Origin of the sequence: Actinophytocola sp., from assembly GCF_035712165.1 — a bacterium.
Classification (GTDB): domain Bacteria; phylum Actinomycetota; class Actinomycetes; order Mycobacteriales; family Pseudonocardiaceae; genus DASYTH01.
In genome coordinates this window covers 1-17,163 of record NZ_DASTBH010000528.1, presented here as the reverse complement: position 1 = coordinate 17,163, position 17,163 = coordinate 1, and the positions used below count along the sequence as shown (strand labels likewise).

At 71.4% G+C, this 17,163-nt stretch carries 11 protein-coding genes; 5 read left to right on the top strand and 6 right to left on the bottom strand.

The genetic code is table 11. The features are described from left to right. Nucleotides 1-130 precede the first annotated feature (130 nt). Complete coding sequence (locus VFO68_RS29845) at nucleotides 131-676, bottom strand: DinB family protein (protein WP_325161745.1); 546 nt, start codon at nucleotides 674-676, stop codon at nucleotides 131-133. 67 nt (nucleotides 677-743) lie between these two features. Here VFO68_RS29845 and VFO68_RS29840 point away from each other — a divergent pair, with 67 nt between their 5' ends. The 3 genes from VFO68_RS29840 to recG are packed head-to-tail and all read left to right on the top strand — an operon-like array spanning nucleotide 744 to nucleotide 3,626. Then, nucleotides 744-1,118, top strand: a complete 375-nt coding sequence (locus VFO68_RS29840) for a MerR family transcriptional regulator (RefSeq protein WP_325161744.1) — start codon at nucleotides 744-746, stop codon at nucleotides 1,116-1,118. After that, nucleotides 1,106-1,426, top strand: coding sequence for a thioredoxin (gene trxA / locus VFO68_RS29835; protein ID WP_325161743.1), 321 nt, complete (start codon nucleotides 1,106-1,108; stop codon nucleotides 1,424-1,426). The genes VFO68_RS29840 and trxA overlap by 13 nt, the downstream gene beginning before the upstream one ends. A 37-nt stretch (nucleotides 1,427-1,463) precedes the next feature. Beyond that, nucleotides 1,464-3,626 (top strand): ATP-dependent DNA helicase RecG, encoded by a 2,163-nt coding sequence (gene recG / locus VFO68_RS29830; RefSeq protein WP_325161742.1) that lies wholly within the window; start codon nucleotides 1,464-1,466, stop codon nucleotides 3,624-3,626. On the opposite strand, the gene VFO68_RS29825 is transcribed toward recG, so the two are convergent. Both VFO68_RS29825 and VFO68_RS29820 read right to left on the bottom strand, forming a co-directional pair. Continuing rightward, the gene (locus VFO68_RS29825) at nucleotides 3,627-5,240 is read right to left on the bottom strand and encodes a hypothetical protein (RefSeq protein WP_325161741.1); all 1,614 of its coding nucleotides are present in this window, start codon (nucleotides 5,238-5,240) and stop codon (nucleotides 3,627-3,629) included. An 89-nt stretch (nucleotides 5,241-5,329) separates the two neighbouring features. Continuing rightward, nucleotides 5,330-7,552, bottom strand: a complete 2,223-nt coding sequence (locus VFO68_RS29820) for an MMPL family transporter (protein WP_325161740.1) — start codon at nucleotides 7,550-7,552, stop codon at nucleotides 5,330-5,332. Between the two features lie 190 nt (nucleotides 7,553-7,742). Between VFO68_RS29820 and VFO68_RS29815 the strand changes: the two genes are divergently transcribed. Next, nucleotides 7,743-8,864, top strand: a complete 1,122-nt coding sequence (locus VFO68_RS29815) for a S8 family peptidase (protein ID WP_325161739.1) — start codon at nucleotides 7,743-7,745, stop codon at nucleotides 8,862-8,864. Nucleotides 8,865-8,895: 31 nt separating this feature from the next. Here the strand turns inward: VFO68_RS29815 and VFO68_RS29810 are convergent, their stop codons facing one another. Next, nucleotides 8,896-9,561 carry a GPP34 family phosphoprotein gene (locus tag VFO68_RS29810; protein ID WP_325161738.1) on the bottom strand — a complete coding sequence of 222 codons (666 nt, stop codon included), beginning with the start codon at nucleotides 9,559-9,561 and terminating at the stop codon, nucleotides 8,896-8,898. 83 nt (nucleotides 9,562-9,644) lie between these two features. Here VFO68_RS29810 and VFO68_RS29805 point away from each other — a divergent pair, with 83 nt between their 5' ends. Further along, nucleotides 9,645-13,022 (top strand): pyruvate carboxylase, encoded by a 3,378-nt coding sequence (locus VFO68_RS29805; RefSeq protein WP_325161737.1) that lies wholly within the window; start codon nucleotides 9,645-9,647, stop codon nucleotides 13,020-13,022. A 165-nt stretch (nucleotides 13,023-13,187) separates the two neighbouring features. On the opposite strand, the gene VFO68_RS29800 is transcribed toward VFO68_RS29805, so the two are convergent. Together VFO68_RS29800 and VFO68_RS29795 are read right to left on the bottom strand one after the other, a co-directional pair. Continuing rightward, nucleotides 13,188-15,119 carry an MDR family MFS transporter gene (locus VFO68_RS29800; RefSeq protein WP_325161736.1) on the bottom strand — a complete coding sequence of 644 codons (1,932 nt, stop codon included), beginning with the start codon at nucleotides 15,117-15,119 and terminating at the stop codon, nucleotides 13,188-13,190. Between the two features lie 186 nt (nucleotides 15,120-15,305). Further along, nucleotides 15,306-17,163: HelD family protein (locus tag VFO68_RS29795; protein ID WP_325161735.1), on the bottom strand; the 1,858-nt coding region annotated here is incomplete at its 5' end.

Here is a 17,163-nt window from a genome sequence, read left to right as displayed (position 1 = left end):
GAACTGGCCGGCGAGTTGGAGGACTTCCTGCGCCGCGAGCACCCGGCGGTGGATCTCGCGGTGTACCCGGGCGGCCAGGACGCGGTGCTCATCCTCGGGGTCGAGTGAAGGGCCCCACCCGGCCGGCGACCTACAGGCCGGTGGCGCCGTCGAGGCCTTCGCGGAGCAGGTCGGCGTGGCCGCTGTGCCGGGCGTACTCGGCGATCATGTTGATCAGCACGCGGCGCAGGGACACCGGTTCGCCGGTGCGGTGGTGGGTTCCGGTGTCGTCGAGGGAGTGTGCGGCCACGATCTCGCGGGAGTGCGCGCACATCGCGCGCCAGGTGGCGAGATCACCGGCGAACGGGTTGGACAGGTCGTCGAAGTCGTCGGCGGCGTTGGTGACCGGATCGAACAGCCACTCGACCTGCTCGCCGGCGAACTGGTAGTGGAACCACCACTGCTCGGCTCCGGCCAGATGCCGGACCAGGCCGTGCAGCGTCATGGTGGACGGCGGCGCGCTCCGTTCGGACAGCCGCTCGGGCGGCACCCCGGCGCACTTGAGCGCCACCGTCTCGCGGTGGTAGTCGAGATAGCTGGTCAGCAACTCCCGCTCGGAGCCGGTCAGTGGCAGCGGGCTCCGGGTGTCGTCCGCCCACACGGGCGAGTAGTTGCCCTCCGGGATCTCGTCGGCCATGTCCACACCCTGGCACGGCACACCGACAGTGGCGTTGACGTGGGCGTCAATGTCTAGCATCGGGCGCATGCGCATCGGGGAGCTGGCCCGCACGGCGGGCACGACCACCAGGGCCCTGCGGTACTACGAGGCGCAGGGTCTGCTCGACGCGCCGCGCCGGACCAACGGCTACCGCGAGTACGACGAGTCGCATCTGCGGCTGGTCCGGGAGATCCAGGCCCTGCAGGCGGTCGGCTTCCAGCTCGAGGAAACCCGGCCGTTCGTCGAGTGCCTGCTTGCCGGCAACGCCACCGGTGACTCCTGCCCGGACTCGGTGGCGGTCTACCGGCGCAAGCTCGCCGAGGTGGACGCCTGCATCGCGCGGTTGACCGAGGTGCGCCGGGAGATCGCGGAGAAACTGACCCACGCGTGCGACCAACGGGAGCGGACATGCGAGAAGTGACCACCGAGACCTTCGCCGGCGAGGTTCTCCGGCACGACAAGCCGGTGCTGGTGGAGTTCTGGGCGACCTGGTGCGGGCCGTGCCGGATGATCGCCCCGGTGCTGGCCGAGGTCGCTGCCGAGCGGGCGGCCGAGCTGTCCGTCGTGAAGATCAACTATGACGAGCATCCCAGCATCGGCCAGAACTACGGCGTCATGGGGCTGCCGACGATGCTGCTGTTCCGCGACGGCGAGCCGATCCGGTCGTTCGTCGGCGCCCGCCCGAAGGCCAAGCTGCTCGCCGAACTGGACAGCGCACTGGGTGCCTGAGCCGGTCTGTCGGGGGAGGGCGACATAATCGGGCCCGATGGTTTCCCTGGACGACAAGCTCGAGCCGCTCGTGGGCGCGAAGTCGGCCGCCGCGCTGGCCGGCGCGTTCGACGTGCACACGGTTCGTGACCTGCTGCGGCACTACCCGCGCCGGTATGCCGAGCGCGGCCAGCTCACCGACATCGCCGGGCTGGAGATCGGCGAGCACGCGACCGTGCTGGCCCGGGTGCGCTCGGCCGACGAGCGCCGGATGCGCCACCGCAAGGGAACGATCCTCGCGGTGGTCATCACCGACGGCCACCGCACCCTGGACTGCACGTTCTTCAACCAACGCGGCCTGCAGCACAAGCTCAGGCCCGGGGTCAGCGCGCTGTTCGCCGGCAAGGTGTCGGTCTACAAACACAAGCTGCAGCTCACCAACCCGGACTTCCACCTGATCGGCGCGGACACCGACGACGCCGACATCGAGGGGTTCCTGGGGCTGATCCCGGTCTACCCGGCGGCGGCCAAGCTCCAGTCCTGGCAGATCACCCGGTGTGTGCGCCAGGTGCTGGACCTGCTGGACGAGTTCGACGACCCGATTCCCTTGGAACTGCGGGCAAAACACAGCCTGGCCGAGTTCGGCGAGGCTGTCCGCGCCATCCACCTGGCCCCCGACTGGGCCAGCGTGCAGGCCGCCCGGGCGCGGCTGAAGTTCGACGAGGCGCTGGCCGTGCAACTCGCCCTGGCCCAGCGTCGCCAGGCGGCCGGCGCGCGGCCGGCCCCGGTCTGCAAGCGAACGGGCGACGGCATCAGGTCCGCGTTCGACGCCCGGCTGCCGTTCGAGCTGACCGCCGGCCAGCGCGAGGTGGGCGAGGCGATCGCGGCCGACCTCGAGGTGGCGCACCCGATGAACCGGTTGCTGCAGGGCGAGGTCGGCAGCGGCAAGACGGTCGTGGCGCTGCGGGCGATGCTGCAGGTGGTGGACGCCGGTCGGCAGGCAGCGCTGCTCGCGCCGACCGAGGTGCTCGCCGCACAACACGCCCGGTCGCTGCGGAACATGCTCGGCGACCTCGCCATGGCCGGCGAGCTCGGCGCGGCCGAGCAGGCCACCCGGATCACGCTGCTCACCGGTTCCCTCTCGGCGCCGCAACGCAAGCAGGCGCTGCTGGACGCGGCCAGCGGGGCGGCCGGAATCGTGGTCGGCACGCACGCGCTGATCCAGGACAAGGTCTCCTTCGCCGACCTCGGGCTGGTGGTGGTGGACGAGCAGCACCGGTTCGGCGTCGAGCAGCGGGACGCGCTGCGCGCCCGCGCCGGGGAGAACGCCAGCCCGCACGTGCTGGTGATGACCGCGACCCCGATTCCCCGCACCGTGGCCATGACCGTCTACGGCGACCTGGAAACCTCGTCCCTGCGGGAACTTCCGGTCGGCCGGTCGCCGATCAGCACGACCGTGGTGCCGGCCGCGGAGCGGCCGGCCTGGCTGGAGCGAGCCTGGGCGCGGCTCCGCGAGGATATCGAGGCCGGTTACCAGGCCTACGTCGTGTGCCCGCGGATCGGCGACGAGGAGGAACCGTCCACTTCGGACGAACAGGACGGCAGGCGGCCGCCGCTCGCGGTCGCCGACATCGCCCCGATGCTGAGCGAGGGCCCGCTCGCCGGGCTGCGGATCGGGGTGCTGCACGGCCGGCTGCCCGCCGACGAGAAGGACTCGGTGATGCGCTCGTTCGCGGCCGGCGAGGTACAGGTGCTGGTGGCCACGACCGTGGTCGAGGTCGGCGTGGACGTGCCGAACGCCACCATCATGGTGATCATGGATGCCGAGCGGTTCGGGGTGAGCCAGCTGCACCAGCTGCGCGGCCGGGTGGGCCGGGGCACCGCGCCCGGCATCTGCCTGCTGGTCACCGACACCCCGCCCGGCGTCACCAGCCGGGAGCGGCTGGACGCGGTCGCGTCCACTGTGGACGGTTTCGAGCTGGCCCGGCTCGACCTGGAGATGCGCCGGGAGGGCGACATCCTCGGCGCGGTGCAGTCGGGCCGCCGGTCGGCCCTCAAGCTGCTGTCCCTGCTGCGCGACGAGCGGCTGATCGCCGACGCCCGCACCGAGGCGCAGGCCCTGGTCGCGTTCTCCCCGCAGCTGGCCGAGTTCCCCGGACTGGCCCGGATGGTCGCCGATCTCGTCGACGAGGACCGGGCCGAGTACCTGGAGAAAGCCTGACTACTTACCGTTCGTGGGCGCCTTGGTCTCGACCGGCTGCGGCACGATCGGCACGGCCGGTGGTTTGACCTCCGGCGCGCCGGCCGCCTTCGCCTGGGCCGCGAAGTGCTGCCGGGCGTCCTCCAGTAGACCGAAGGTGTTGTTCACCTGCTCGGTGACCTGCTTCTCGAACTCGGTCGCCTTGCGGATCCGGCTGTTGGCCTCGGCGAGGCGCTGCTCGGCATCCTCGATGATCTTGGCGGCCCGGATCTTCGCGTTGGCCTGCTCCTCCGAAAGCTCCCGGTCGATCCGGGTGCGCTTCTCGGTGATCGCCTTGTCGCTGGCGTCGCTGCGCTGCTTGGCGTCCTCCAGCAACAGGTCCGCCTGCTCGCGGGCCGCGGCCTGCTGCTTGGCCAGCACCGCCTCGATGGTGGCGCGCTTCTCGGTGATCGCCTGCTCGGCCGCGGCACTGCGCCGTTCGGCGTCGGCGATGGTCTCGTCGGCGAGCTCCTTGGCCGCGGCCTGCTGCGCGGCCAGCTCGGCCGCCACCTTCGCCCGCTTGTCCGCCAGCGCCTTGTCGCCGGCCTCGCTGCGCTCCTTGGCCTCGGCGAGGATCTGCGCCACCTGCTTGTGCGCGGTCGCCTCGCGCTCGGCCAGCTCGCTGTCCAGCGTGCTGCGCCGGGACTCGATGGCCTCCTCGATGGCGGCCGCCCGGCGCTGGGCGTCGCTCTCGATCTGGTCGGCCCGCTCCTTCGCGGCGACCGTGCGCTTCTCCAGCTCCGCCTCCAGCTCGGCGCGGCGCGCGGCCAGCGCCGTCTCCAGCTCCAGCTCCTGCGCCGCCCGGCGCGCGGTCGCCTCCTCGTCCAACTCCGCGCGCAGCCCGGCGGCCTCGGCGTCGGCCTGCTCCCGGCGGGTGGCCGCGTCCCGGTCCAGCTCGCTGATGCGTTCCTGGCTGGCCAGCGCCTCCCGCTCCATGTCGGCGCGCGCCTCGGTGATCAGCTGCTCGTGTTCGGCCCGCAGGTTCGCCCGCAGCTCGTCGTGTTCGCTCTGCATCGTGGCGAGGTTGGCCGCGTGCTCGGCCTCGAGCCGGGCGCGCAGCTGCTCGGCCTCGGCCAGCAGCCGGTCGTGCTTGTCCTTGCTCTCCCGGGCGTAGGCCTGCGCCTCGGCGCGGATGTCGAGCGAGTACTCGTCGGCGGCGGACCTGGTGGCCAGCACGTAGGCCTCGGCCTCCGCCCGGGTCTTGGCGGCGTAGTCGTCGGCGGCCGTGCGGGTCGCCGTCGCGTACTGGTCGGCGTCGCTGCGGGTAGCCGACGCGTGGCTGTCCGCTTTGGCGCGCGTGGAATGGCTGTACTGATCCGCCTCGGTTCGGGCGGTTCGGTTGTATTCGTCCGCTTTAGCCTTGAACTCGGCGATCTCCTCCTCGGCGAGCTGCATCATCAACCGCACCCGCTCGGTCATGCCCTCGGTGCTGTTGGGGCTCGCACTGATCCGAGCCAACCTGGCCCTGGACTCCATCAGCTGTTGCTGAACGCTGCCCAGGGCCTTGGTCAGCTCGGCGACCTTGGATACCGCCTCGTCGCGACTCTTGGTGGCGTGCCGCAGGTCGTAGGTCAAGCGGGTGACCCGCTCGTTCACCTGACGCTGGTTATAGCCGCGGATAACAGTGTCGAAATGAGGCAAACGAGGTGTCGCGTCAGAGTCACCGGCAGACATGTTCGCTCACTTTAGTATGTGAACCCGCTTTGGGAAGACCCGGATCCCACCAATTCACCTTTGCGTTCGGCACGCACCGCGTTCCGTCCCGGCATGCGGGAGGGCCACCAGTTCGCCCGGCCGAGCAGGGTCATCAGCGACGGCAGGACCAGCACCCGGATGATCATCGCGTCCAGGAAGACGGCGGTGGCCAGCCCGACCCCCATCTCCTTCATCTCGATCATGCTGAGGAACGCGAAGACCGCGAACACCGACATCATCACCAGTGCGGCGCTCGTCACCACCCCGGCGGAGCGGGTGATCCCGTACTCCACCGCGTCCCTGGTCGACATGCCGCGCTGCGCCGCCTCGCGGATCCGGCTGACCACGAACACGTGATAGTCCATGGAAAGCCCGACCAGCACCACGAACACGAACAGCGGGATCCAGGCGATGATCGCCCCGGTGTTGGTGAACCCGAGCAGGCCCTCCGCCCAGCTGTGCTGGAAGACCAGAGTCAGCACCCCGAACGCCGCCGCCGCGGACAACGCGTTGAGTACCAACGCGGTCAGCGCGACCGCCAGTGAACGGAATGTCACCGCCATCACCACAAATGTCAGCACCAGGACGAAACCGACCACCCACGGCAATGTGTCGGACTGATTCTGTTGGTAATCAACGTTCCGCGCGACGTCTCCGCCGACCGCGTAGTCCACGTCCGCGACCCGCCCGACCGTGGCCGGCAGCAACGCCTCGCGCAGCACCGCCAGCGACCGCTCGGCCTCCGGTGCGCTCTCCGTATACGGGATCGGAATCCCCACCGTGCTCACCCGGCCGTCGTCCGAGGTCCGAATCTCCGCCCGGGCGTCGGTGGCGAACAGTCCGTCACCCTGGGTCCGGTCGAGCAGTTCGGTCAGCGCGGTGCGCACCTCCCCGGCGCGCTCGGCCGGCGCCCGTACGGCGATCTGGTGGCTGGTGCCCTCGCTGGGGAACGCCGTGGTGAGGTCGTCCCAGGCGGCCACCACCGGGATGGACCTGGGCAGCGTCTCCGGTCCGGCCGAACGCAGCGTCATGTTCAGCGCCGGCAGGGCCAGGGCCACCATCGCGCCGGCCGAGATCACCAGGGTCAACGCCGGGTACCTCAGCGCCGGGCGCAGCAGCGCCGGCCACACCCGGGGCGGACCCTGCCGGTTGCTGATCCGCCACAGCAACGGGATCCGCGGCCGGTCCACCCGCCGGCCCAGCTTGGCCAGCAGCGCCGGCAGCACGGTCAGCGAACCCAGCATGGCCACCGCCACCACGATGATCGAGCCGGTGCCCAGCGAGGAGAACACCGCGTCGTTGGCCAGGTACAGCCCGGCCATCGAGACGATCACCGCGAGGCCGGAGACGACCACGGCGCGCCCGGCCGTCGCCGCGGCGATCTCCACCGCGGCCACATGGCTCACCGGGTTTCCGTTCAGGCGCTCGCGTTCCTCGCGTTCGCGCTTCAGATAGAACAGTGAGTAGTCCACGCCGACCGCCATGCCCATCAGCAGGATGACGCTGTTCACCGTGTCCACGGCCGGAACCAGGTGCGAGGCCAGCGCGGTCAGTCCCATCGCCGCCGCCACGGCCGAGATGGCCAGCAGCACCGGGACGCCCGCGGCGATGATCGCGCCGAACGCGATCAGCATGATCAGCAGTGTGACCGGCAGGCTCATCAGCTCGGCCCGGCCCAGATCCTCGCCGACCCGCTCGTTGATGCCGTGTCCGATCGACTCCGGGCCCACCTGGGCGATCCTGAGGTCCGGATGGGCCCGCTGGGCGTCGGCGGTGGCGGTCAGCAGCGCCTCGATCCGGTCGCCCGCGGTCGCCGGGTCGCCGCTCATGGTCACCGGGACCAGCAGCGCCGAGCCGTCCTTGGCCAGCACGGGTTCGCCGACCTCGGCGACCTCGGACCGGGCCCGCATCCGCTCCGCCACGTCCGCCGCGGCGGTCCGGGCCGCCGCCTGGTCCAGCGCGCCGTCGGGCTCGGTGATCAGAACGTTCTCCACGACGGGATCGTCGAAATGGCCGTCCTGGACGATCGCGGCGGCCCGGCCGGACTCGCCGATCCATTGGTCCTCGTCGGTTGCCTGCTTGGTTCCGGCCATGGTTCCGGCGGCGAAGCACACCGCCACGAACACCAGCCACATCGCGATCGCCCGCCACGGATGCGTGGCGCTCCAGCGGGCGACGCGTACCGTCACCGGCTGGCGGCTTTCCTTGCGCACGTTGGTATTCCTTCCCTCGAAAGGCGAAGCTCGTTGGTGTTGATCGTCTCGGGGAAGGGGTCCCGCACACACGCCTGCGCGCCCCCGAAGCGGGGGTGGGGCCAGCCCTACCACCCTGCTGGCAACTGGTGAACCTTGCCGGGGACCGGAATGGGGGATTATCGACGTATATATGAATATTTGGGCAGCCATGGGCAAACGGTCGGCGGCGGTTCTGACGGTGGTGGGGCTTGCCGCGGTCGCTGTGCCGGCCGCCACCCAGGCGGCCCCGGAGCCGGCAGCATCGGGCTACATCGTGACGTTACGCACCGGCGTCCCGGCGGTGCTCGCGGACCGGTTCGCCGGCCGGGTCGAGCACGTCTACGACGGCGGCTTCCGCGGCTTCGCGGCCCGGCTCACGGCGAGCGAGGCGCGCCGGCTGGCCGGTGATCCGGCGGTGGCCTCGGTGGAGGCGGACACCGGGGTGCGGGCGCTCGGCGAGCAGCCCAACCCGCCGTCCTGGGGGCTGGACCGGATCGACCAGCGCAACCTGCCGCTGGACAAGTTGTACCGGTACGCCACCGGCGCTCCCAACGTCACCGCCTACGTGATCGACACCGGGGTGCGGGCCACCCATCAGGACCTCCGCGGGCGGGTGGCCGGCGGGGTCGACTTCGTCGACGACGACAACAACCCCGACGACGGCAACGGGCACGGCACGTTCATCGCCAGCATCATCGGCGGCACCCGGTTCGGCGTGGCCAAGGAGATCCGCATCGTTCCGGTGCGGGTGCTGGGCAACAACGGTGCCGGCAGCATCGCCGACGTGATCGCCGGCGTGGACTGGGTCGCGGCCAATGCGCGCAAACCGGCGGTGGTGAACATGAGCCTCGGCGGCTCGGCCAACCCCGCTCTGGACAGCGCGGTGCGCGCGGCGATCGCGTCGGGCGTGACGTTCGTGGTCGCGGCCGGATCCTCGGCAAGCGATGCCGGCAACTTCTCCCCGGCCCGAGTGCCTGAGGCGATCACCACCGCGGCGACCCAGATCAACGACTGCGTGTTCACGCCGTCGAACTTCGGCCCGCTGATCGACCTGTACGCGCCGGGGGCGAGCATCACCGGCGCCTGGGCCACGTCCGACACCGCCACCAGCACGCTCAGCGGGACCTCGTTCTCCACCCCGCACGTGGTCGGCGGCGCCGCCCTCTACCTGGCCGGTGCCCCCACCGCGACCCCCGCGCAGGTCGCCACCGCCCTGATCAACCGGTCCACCAAGAACATCCTGTGCAACCCCCGCCCCAACACCCCCAACCGCCTCTTGTATACAGGGTGACCCGGTGCATAGATATTCCGGAGAGGCGGGGTCACCTGCGGCGGCGGAGGACGGCTTCGCCGATGGCGCTCTCGGTCTCGGCGACGAGGATGCGCAGCGGGGTGGGGAGTTGGGCGACCTGTTGCTGCTGGTAGGGCTGGACGTCCTCCAGCGCGGCCGCGCGCAGGTAGCGGTTCAGGCCGGTGGCCCGGACCAGGCCGGCGAGCACGGTGTCGGGCAGCACCAGGGACTCCTGGCGGGTCAGCTTCTGGGCCAGCCGGACCAGCGGCCAGGCGGCCGCGTTGAGGTCCACCGGCTGGTAGCCGCCGCCGCGTAACAGCCCTCTGGTTCCGGTGGCCAGCAGGCCCTCGCGCATCATGCGCTGCGCAACCCGGTCGTAGGAGTCCCGCGCCAGGTAGCGCAGCCACTCCCACACCGGCGACGGCTCCGGCTCCCGGCGCACCTCCTCGAACACCAGGTGCGCGAGCGCGTCGGGCACCGGGCCGCGGTCGACCACGACCACGTGCCCGCGCTGCAGGCTGAGCTTGCGGAACATGATCAGCTCACCGAGCAGGGCGGCGGCGAGCCCCAGGCCGGCCGCCCGGCCGGGTAACCGGGGCCGGCCGGACACGTCGTCGTGCGCCGCCAGGAAGAGATCGTCGGCGAGCAACAGCTCCGTAGGCACCCGGGCGCCCGCGATTCCATTGGTCGTGTCCACCGTTGTCCCCAATATCCCTGGTCTGGAGGCGACCACGGTAGCGTGCTGGATCGGCAGACCCGACCCATATGGAGGTAACCGGCATGTTCCGCAAGGTGCTCGTCGCGAACCGCGGTGAGATCGCCATCCGGGCGTTCCGGGCCGGTTACGAGCTGGGCGCCGGCACCGTGGCGGTCTTCCCGTACGAGGACCGCGCCTCGGCGCACCGGATGAAGGCCGACGAGGCGTACCTCATCGGGGAGCCGGGCCACCCGGTCCGGGCCTACCTCTCGGTGACCGAGATCATGGCCGCGGCCCGCCGGGCGGACGCCGACGCGATCTACCCCGGCTACGGCTTCCTGTCCGAGAACCCCGAGCTGGCCAGGGCCTGCGAGCAGGCCGGCATCACCTTCGTCGGGCCCAGCGCCGACGTCCTCGAGCTGACCGGCAACAAGGCCCGCGCCGTGGCCGCCGCCCGGGAGGCCGGCCTGCCGGTGCTGCGCTCCTCGGCGCCCTCGAACGACCTGGACACCCTGCTGGCGGCCGCCGAGGAGATCGGGTTCCCGGTGTTCGTCAAGGCCGTGGCCGGCGGCGGCGGCCGGGGCATGCGCCGGGTCGCCGACGCGGACGTGCTGCGCGAGTCGATCGAGGCGGCGATGCGCGAGGCCGAGTCGGCCTTCGGCGACCCCACCGTGTTCCTGGAGCAGGCGGTGGTGGAGCCGCGGCACATCGAGGTGCAGATCCTCGCCGACGCCGGCGGCAACGTCATTCACCTGTTCGAGCGGGACTGCTCGGTGCAGCGCCGGCACCAGAAGGTGATCGAGATCGCGCCGGCGCCCAACCTCGACCCGGAGCTGCGCGAGCGGATCTGCGCCGACGCGGTCGCCTTCGCCAGGCACATCGGCTACCGCAACGCCGGGACCGTGGAGTTCCTGCTGGACCGCGCCGGCAAGCACGTGTTCATCGAGATGAACCCGCGCATCCAGGTGGAACACACGGTCACCGAGGAGGTCACCGACGTCGACCTGGTGCAGTCCCAGCTGCGCATCGCCAGCGGGGCCACGCTCGCCGACCTCGGGCTGCGCCAGGAGGACCTCCGGTTGCGCGGCGCCGCCCTGCAGTGCCGGATCACCACCGAGGACCCGGCCAACGGGTTCCGCCCGGACACCGGGATCATCAGCGCCTACCGCTCGCCCGGCGGCGCCGGCATCCGGCTGGACGGCGGCTCAGGCGGATCGGGCACCCAGATCAGCGCCCACTTCGACTCGATGCTGGTGAAGCTGACCTGCCGGGGCCGGGACTTCCCGGCCGCCGTGATGCGGGCCCGGCGCGCGGTCGCCGAGTTCCGGATCCGCGGCGTGGCAACGAACATCCCGTTCCTGCAGGCGGTGCTGGACGACTCGGACTTCCAGGCCGGCCGGGTCACCACCGCGTTCATCGAGCAGCGCCCGCACCTGCTCACCGCGCGCACCTCGGCCGACCGGGGCACCCGGCTGCTGACCTACCTGGTCGACGTGACCGTGAACAAGCCGCACGGCGCCCGGCCCAAGGTCATCGACCCGCGGGACAAGCTGCCCGACGTCGACCTCGCCGCGCCGGCCCCGGACGGCTCCCGGCAGCGGCTGGTCGAGTTGGGCCCGGAGGGCTTCGCCCGGGCGCTGCGGGAGGCCACGGCGGTCGGCGTGACCGACACCACGTTCCGGGACGCGCACCAGTCGTTGCTGGCTACCCGGGTCCGCACCCGCGACCTGGTGACCGTCGCCCCGTACGTCGCGCGGACCATGCCGCAGCTGTTGTCGCTGGAATGCTGGGGCGGGGCCACCTACGACGTGGCGCTGCGGTTCCTGGCCGAGGACCCGTGGGAACGGCTGGCCGCGCTGCGCGACGCGGTGCCCAACATCTGCCTGCAGATGCTGCTGCGCGGGCGGAACACGGTGGGCTACACGCCGTATCCCACCGAGGTGACCCAGGCGTTCGTGCAGGAGGCCACGGCGACCGGGATCGACATCTTCCGGATCTTCGACGCGCTCAACGACGTGGACCAGATGCGGCCGGCGATCGACGCGGTGCGGGAGACCGGGTCGGCGGTCGCCGAGGTCGCGCTGTGCTACACCGCCGACCTCGCCGACCCGGCCGAGCAACTGTACACATTGGACTACTATCTCAAGCTGGCCGAGCAGATCGTCCGGGCCGGCGCGCACGTGCTGGCCATCAAGGACATGGCCGGCCTGCTCCGCCCGCCCGCGGCCATCCGGCTGGTTTCCGCGCTGCGCAAGGAGTTCGACCTTCCGGTGCACCTGCACACGCACGACACCGCCGGTGGGCAGCTGGCCACCTACCTCGCCGCGATCCAGTCCGGAGTGGACGCCGTGGACGGCGCGGTCGCGTCGATGTCCGGCACCACCTCGCAGCCGTCGCTGTCCGCGATCGTGGCCGCCACCGACCACAGTGACCGGGAGACCGGACTGTCGCTGACCGCGGCGTCGGATCTGGAGCCCTACTGGGAGATCGTGCGCCGGGTGTACGCGCCGTTCGAGGCCGGGCTGCCGTCGCCGACCGGCCGGGTGTACCACCACGAGATCCCGGGTGGACAGTTGTCCAACCTGCGCACGCAGGCCATCGCGCTCGGGCTGGGGGACCGGTTCGAGGAGATCGAGGCCATGTACGCGGCGGCCGACCGGATGCTCGGCCGGTTGGTCAAGGTCACCCCGTCGTCCAAGGTGGTCGGTGACCTCGCGCTGCATCTGGTCGGCGCCGGGGTGAACCCGAAGGACTTCGAGGCCGATCCCGGCCGGTTCGACGTGCCCGACTCGGTGGTCGGGTTTCTGCACGGGGAACTGGGCGACCCGCCCGGTGGCTGGCCGGAACCGTTCCGCCGCAAGGCTTTGGCCGGCCGGCCGGCGCCGCGCGGGATCGCCGAGCTGACCGCCGAGGACCGGGAGGGGCTGGCCGCGAACCGCCGGGCAACCCTGAACCGGCTGCTCTTTCCCGGGCCCACCAAGGAGTTCCTCGCCCACCGCACCCAGTTCAGCGACACCAGCGTGCTGGCCAGCAAGGACTTCTTCTACGGTGTCGAGCCGCGCAAGGAGTACACCGTCGCGCTGGACAAGGGCGTCACGCTGCTGATCGAACTGGAGGCGATCGGCGAGGCGGACGAGCGCGGCATTCGCAACGTGATGGCCAACCTGAACGGCCAACTGCGCACCATCCAGGTCCGGGACCGCTCGGTCGCCTCCGACCTGCCGGTCGCCGAGAAGGCCGACCGCGCCAACCCCAACCACATCGCCGCCCCGTTCGCCGGCGTGGTCACCCTGGCCGTCGAGGAAGGCGCCGAGGTCAAAGCCGGCGCCACGGTCGCCACCATCGAGGCGATGAAGATGGAGGCCGCGATCACCGCGCCCGCGGCGGGCAAGGTCGAACGTCTCGCCATCGGCTCCGTGCAGCAGGTCGAGGGCGGGGACCTGCTGGTCGTGCTCAGCTAGTCCGCCTCTCCGGGATTTTGATGCGGTGGTTGCGTTTCAGGGAACGGTGCGGATTTGTGGTGGATTGTGGCTGGGTGCCGTCACGGTCCCCTGAGGTGCGGTTGGCCGCCCCAAGACCTCACGGGATGATTGATGAAACCTGTACCTGGTGTCCTGAGTCGGCGCTCAGGGGACGGTCTCCCGGACCGGCGGCGGGGGATGCAGCGCGGCGTGCTCGCGGAACAGGCGTTCGGAGACCCGGTCCAGGGCCAGGGTCAGGTCGCCGTTGCGGTCCGGCTGCCATTCGGGTAGCTCGCCGATGAAGCGTTCGCGCCAGATTCGGAAGATGTCGGTGAGGATCCGCCGGCCGGCGTCGGTGAAGGACAGTTGACCGTCCTGCCGGGCCAGCAGGCCGCGGGTGACCTGGTCGTCGATGGCCGGCGCCAGGATGCGCGGCGGGATGTCGATGGCGGCCGCGATCTCCTCGACCGTGGTGCTGCCGGTCTGTTTGGTGTGCCGGAAGACCTGGCCGATCAGCCACACGTCGGCGATGTCCAGCCGTTCGGTGACCCGGGCCAGCAGGGTCGGGAACACCTCCCGGCCGAACCGCCGCCACCACACCGAGATGGCGCGCTCCATCTCCTCCTCGGCGTGCTGCGACTCGAGCATGGCGAAGCCGTCGCCGACGTCCGACGCCTTGGCCCGCGCGGCATCGTGCAGCGGCACCTCCTTCATCAGGAACGCACACACCAGCGAGATCAGGGCGACCGGGATCGCCGACCGGAACACCAGATCAAGGGCGTCGGCGTAGGCGACGGTCGGCGACATGCCGGGCGTGGCCAGCCGCTCGTTCAGGGCGTTGGCGAAGATCGTGCCGAACACCGCGACGCCGAAGGAACTGCCCATCGTGCGCAGGAACGTGACCCCGGAGGTGGCCACGCCGAGGTCGGCGTAGTCCACGGTGCTCTGCACGGCGATCACCAGAACCTGCATGCCCAGCCCGATACCGACCCCGAACACCAGCATCGCCGCCGACACCGCCAGGTAGCCGGTCGCCTCGTCCATAGTGGACAGCAGGTACAACCCGACCGCCGTGACCGCCGCGCCGACGATCGGGAAGATCTTGTACCGACCGGTGCGGCTCACCACGACCCCGGATCCCATCGCCGCGACCAGCAGGCCCAGCACCATCGGCAGCATCCGCAGGCCGGACTCGGTCGCCGTGTTGCCCTTCACCACCTGCAGGTACAACGGCAGGAACGTGATCGCACCGAACATCGCGAACCCGGTGATGAAGCTCAGCAGGCTCGCCACCGCGAACACCCGCGAGCGGAACAGCCGCATGGGCAGGATCGGCTCGGCGGCGCGCAGTTCCACCAGCACGAAGACCACCAGCGAGCCGACCCCGAGCACGCCAAGACCGATGATCGTCGGCGAGGCCCACGGGTAGGTCGTGCCGCCCCAACTGGTCATGAGCACCAGCGCGGCGGAGCCGATCGCCACGAACGCGATGCCGGCGTAGTCGATCGCCGGCCGCTGCACCTCGGTCGGTTTGGGGATCGCCGCGATGGCGACCAGCAACACGATGATCGCGAACGGCACGTTGATGAAGAACGCCCAGCGCCAGCTGAGGTGGTCGACGAACAGCCCGCCGAGCAGCGGGCCGATCACCGTGGTCACCCCGAACACCGCGCCCAGGGCGCCCTGGTACTTGCCGCGTTCGCGCAGCGGCACCACGTCGGCGATCAACGCCGAGGCGGTGACCATCAGCCCGCCCGCACCGAGCCCCTGCACCCCGCGGAACAGCACCAGCGAGAGCATGTTGCCGGCGAACCCGCACAGCAGCGACCCCACGCCGAACACGGTCACCGAGATCGCGAACACCCGGCGCCGGCCGATCATGTCGCCGAACTTGCCGACCAGCGGGGTGACCACGGTCTCGGCGAGCAGGTAGGCGGTCACCACCCAGGCCAGATGATCGGCCCCGCCGAGGTCCCGCACGATCGTCGGCAGCGCGGTGGTCACGATGGTCTGGTCGAGCGCGGCCAGCAGCATGCCCAGCATCACCGCGCCCACCACGGCATTCTGTTGCCCGCGGCCAACCTCGACCGTGTCCATGACCCCGAGTGTTGACCAAGCCTCCGGCCGCCGCCCGGCGAAACCCCGCCACGAACAGGGGATATCCCAATGCCGCTCTATCAACGGCACCTCAGGGGCACCGTGACGGCACCCAGCCACAATCCACCGGATGTCCGCACCGTTCGCTGGAACGCCACCACCGCATATGAATTCCGGAGAGGCGGACTAGTGCGGCCAGGCGGGGTCGGTGGTCAGGACGGTGAGGCGCTGGGTGGCGCGGGTGAGCGCGACGTAGAGCGTGCGTGGTCCGGTGGTGGACTCGGTCACCAGCTCGTCCGGCTCGACCACCAGCACCGCGTCGTACTCCAGCCCCTTGGCCTCCAGCCCGTCCACCACCCGCAGCCGGCCGGGTTCGAGCTCGGCGGTGGCGGCCCGGATCTGTGCCACCCGGCCCGCCGAGGTGATCACGCCGACCACCCCGTCGACCTCACCGAGCAGTTCCTTGGCCGCCGCCACCGCGGCGTCGGCCAGCTCGACGGTGGTCGCCACCGACACGACCGGCTCGATCCCGGTCGACCGCACCGCGTGCGGCAGCTCGTCGGCGGTCGCCACCCGGTGCACCACCCGGGCGGCCAGCCGGAAGATCTCGGCCGAGTTGCGGTAGTTCGTGCGCAGCGTGAAGCGGCGGCGCGTGGTGCGCGGCCCCAGCGCGCCGATCCGGGCCCGCTCCGCCTCGGCCGGGTCCGGCCAGGAGCTCTGCACCGGATCGCCGACGACGGTCCAGCTCGCGTACCGGCCGCGCCGGCCGACCATCCGCCACTGCATGGGGGAGAGGTCCTGCGCCTCGTCCACCACGATGTGCGAGTACTCGTCGTAGTGGTCGGGGCGCCGGTAGCTCGCCCCGGCCGGGCGCGCCTCCTGCGCCTCGGCCCGCCTGCGGCGCCGCTTCGGCGGCCGGCCGAGCAGCACCCGCAGCTCGTCCAGCAGGGCCGCGTCGGCGACGGTCGGCCCGGCGCCCGGGTCGGCCCACGACTCGGCGAGCATGCTCACCTCGGCCGCGGTCAGCGCGTTGCCGGCCGCCCTGGCCAGCCGCTCGCGGTTGCCGAGCCAGCCGAGCACCTCGGCCGGCTCCAGCAGCCGCCACCACACCACCACGAACCGGTGAAAATCGATCCGCTCGCCCAGATCGGTGATCAGCTCGGTGCGCCGGGCGCTGGCCTGGCCGTCCCGGTCACCGTCGTCCCGGTAGGACTCCGCCTTGCGCCACAACGCCTCCAGCAGCGCCTCGGCGGCGTCCACCCGGGACTCGTTGGGCGGCCGGCCGGCCGAGTGCACCGTGCGGCGCACCTTGGTCAGCTCGCGGGCGGTCAGCTTGAGCACCTCGCCCTGGTAGACGATGCGCAGCTCGGTCGGTGCGTCCGGGGGCGCCTCGCGCATCGCCTGCTTGAGCACCCGCCGCATCCGCAGCGAGCCCTTCACCGCCGCCACCGCGGCCGGGTCGACCCGGGTGGCCGTGACCCCGTCCAGCACGTCGCCGACCGCGCGCAGCTCCACGCTGTCCTCGCCCATCGACGGCAGCACCCGCGAGATGTAGGAGGTGAACGCGGCCGACGGGCCGATCACCAGCACCCCGGCGCCGCCCATCCGGCGGCGGTCGCGGTAGAGCAGGTAGGCCACCCGGTGCAGGGCCACCGCGGTCTTGCCGGTCCCCGGGCCGCCGGTGATCTCGGTGACCCCGCGCCACGGGGCCCGGATCACCTCGTCCTGCTCGCGCTGGATGGTGGCGACGATGTCGCGCATGGTCTCGCCGCGCGCCCGGGCCAGGCTCGCCATCAGCGCGCCCTCGCCGACCACGGCCATGCCGTCCGGCCGGGCCTCGGGCATCAGCAGGTCGTCGTCGATGTCCACCACCGACTGGCCGGTGGACCGGATCACCCGGCGGCGCACCACGTCCATCGGCTGCTCGGCGGTGGCCTGGTAGAACGCCGCGGCGGCGGGCGCCCGCCAGTCGGTCACCAGGTTGTCGAAGTTCGCATCGCGCACCCCGAGCCGGCCGACGTGCATCGCCTCGCCGGAGGTGTCG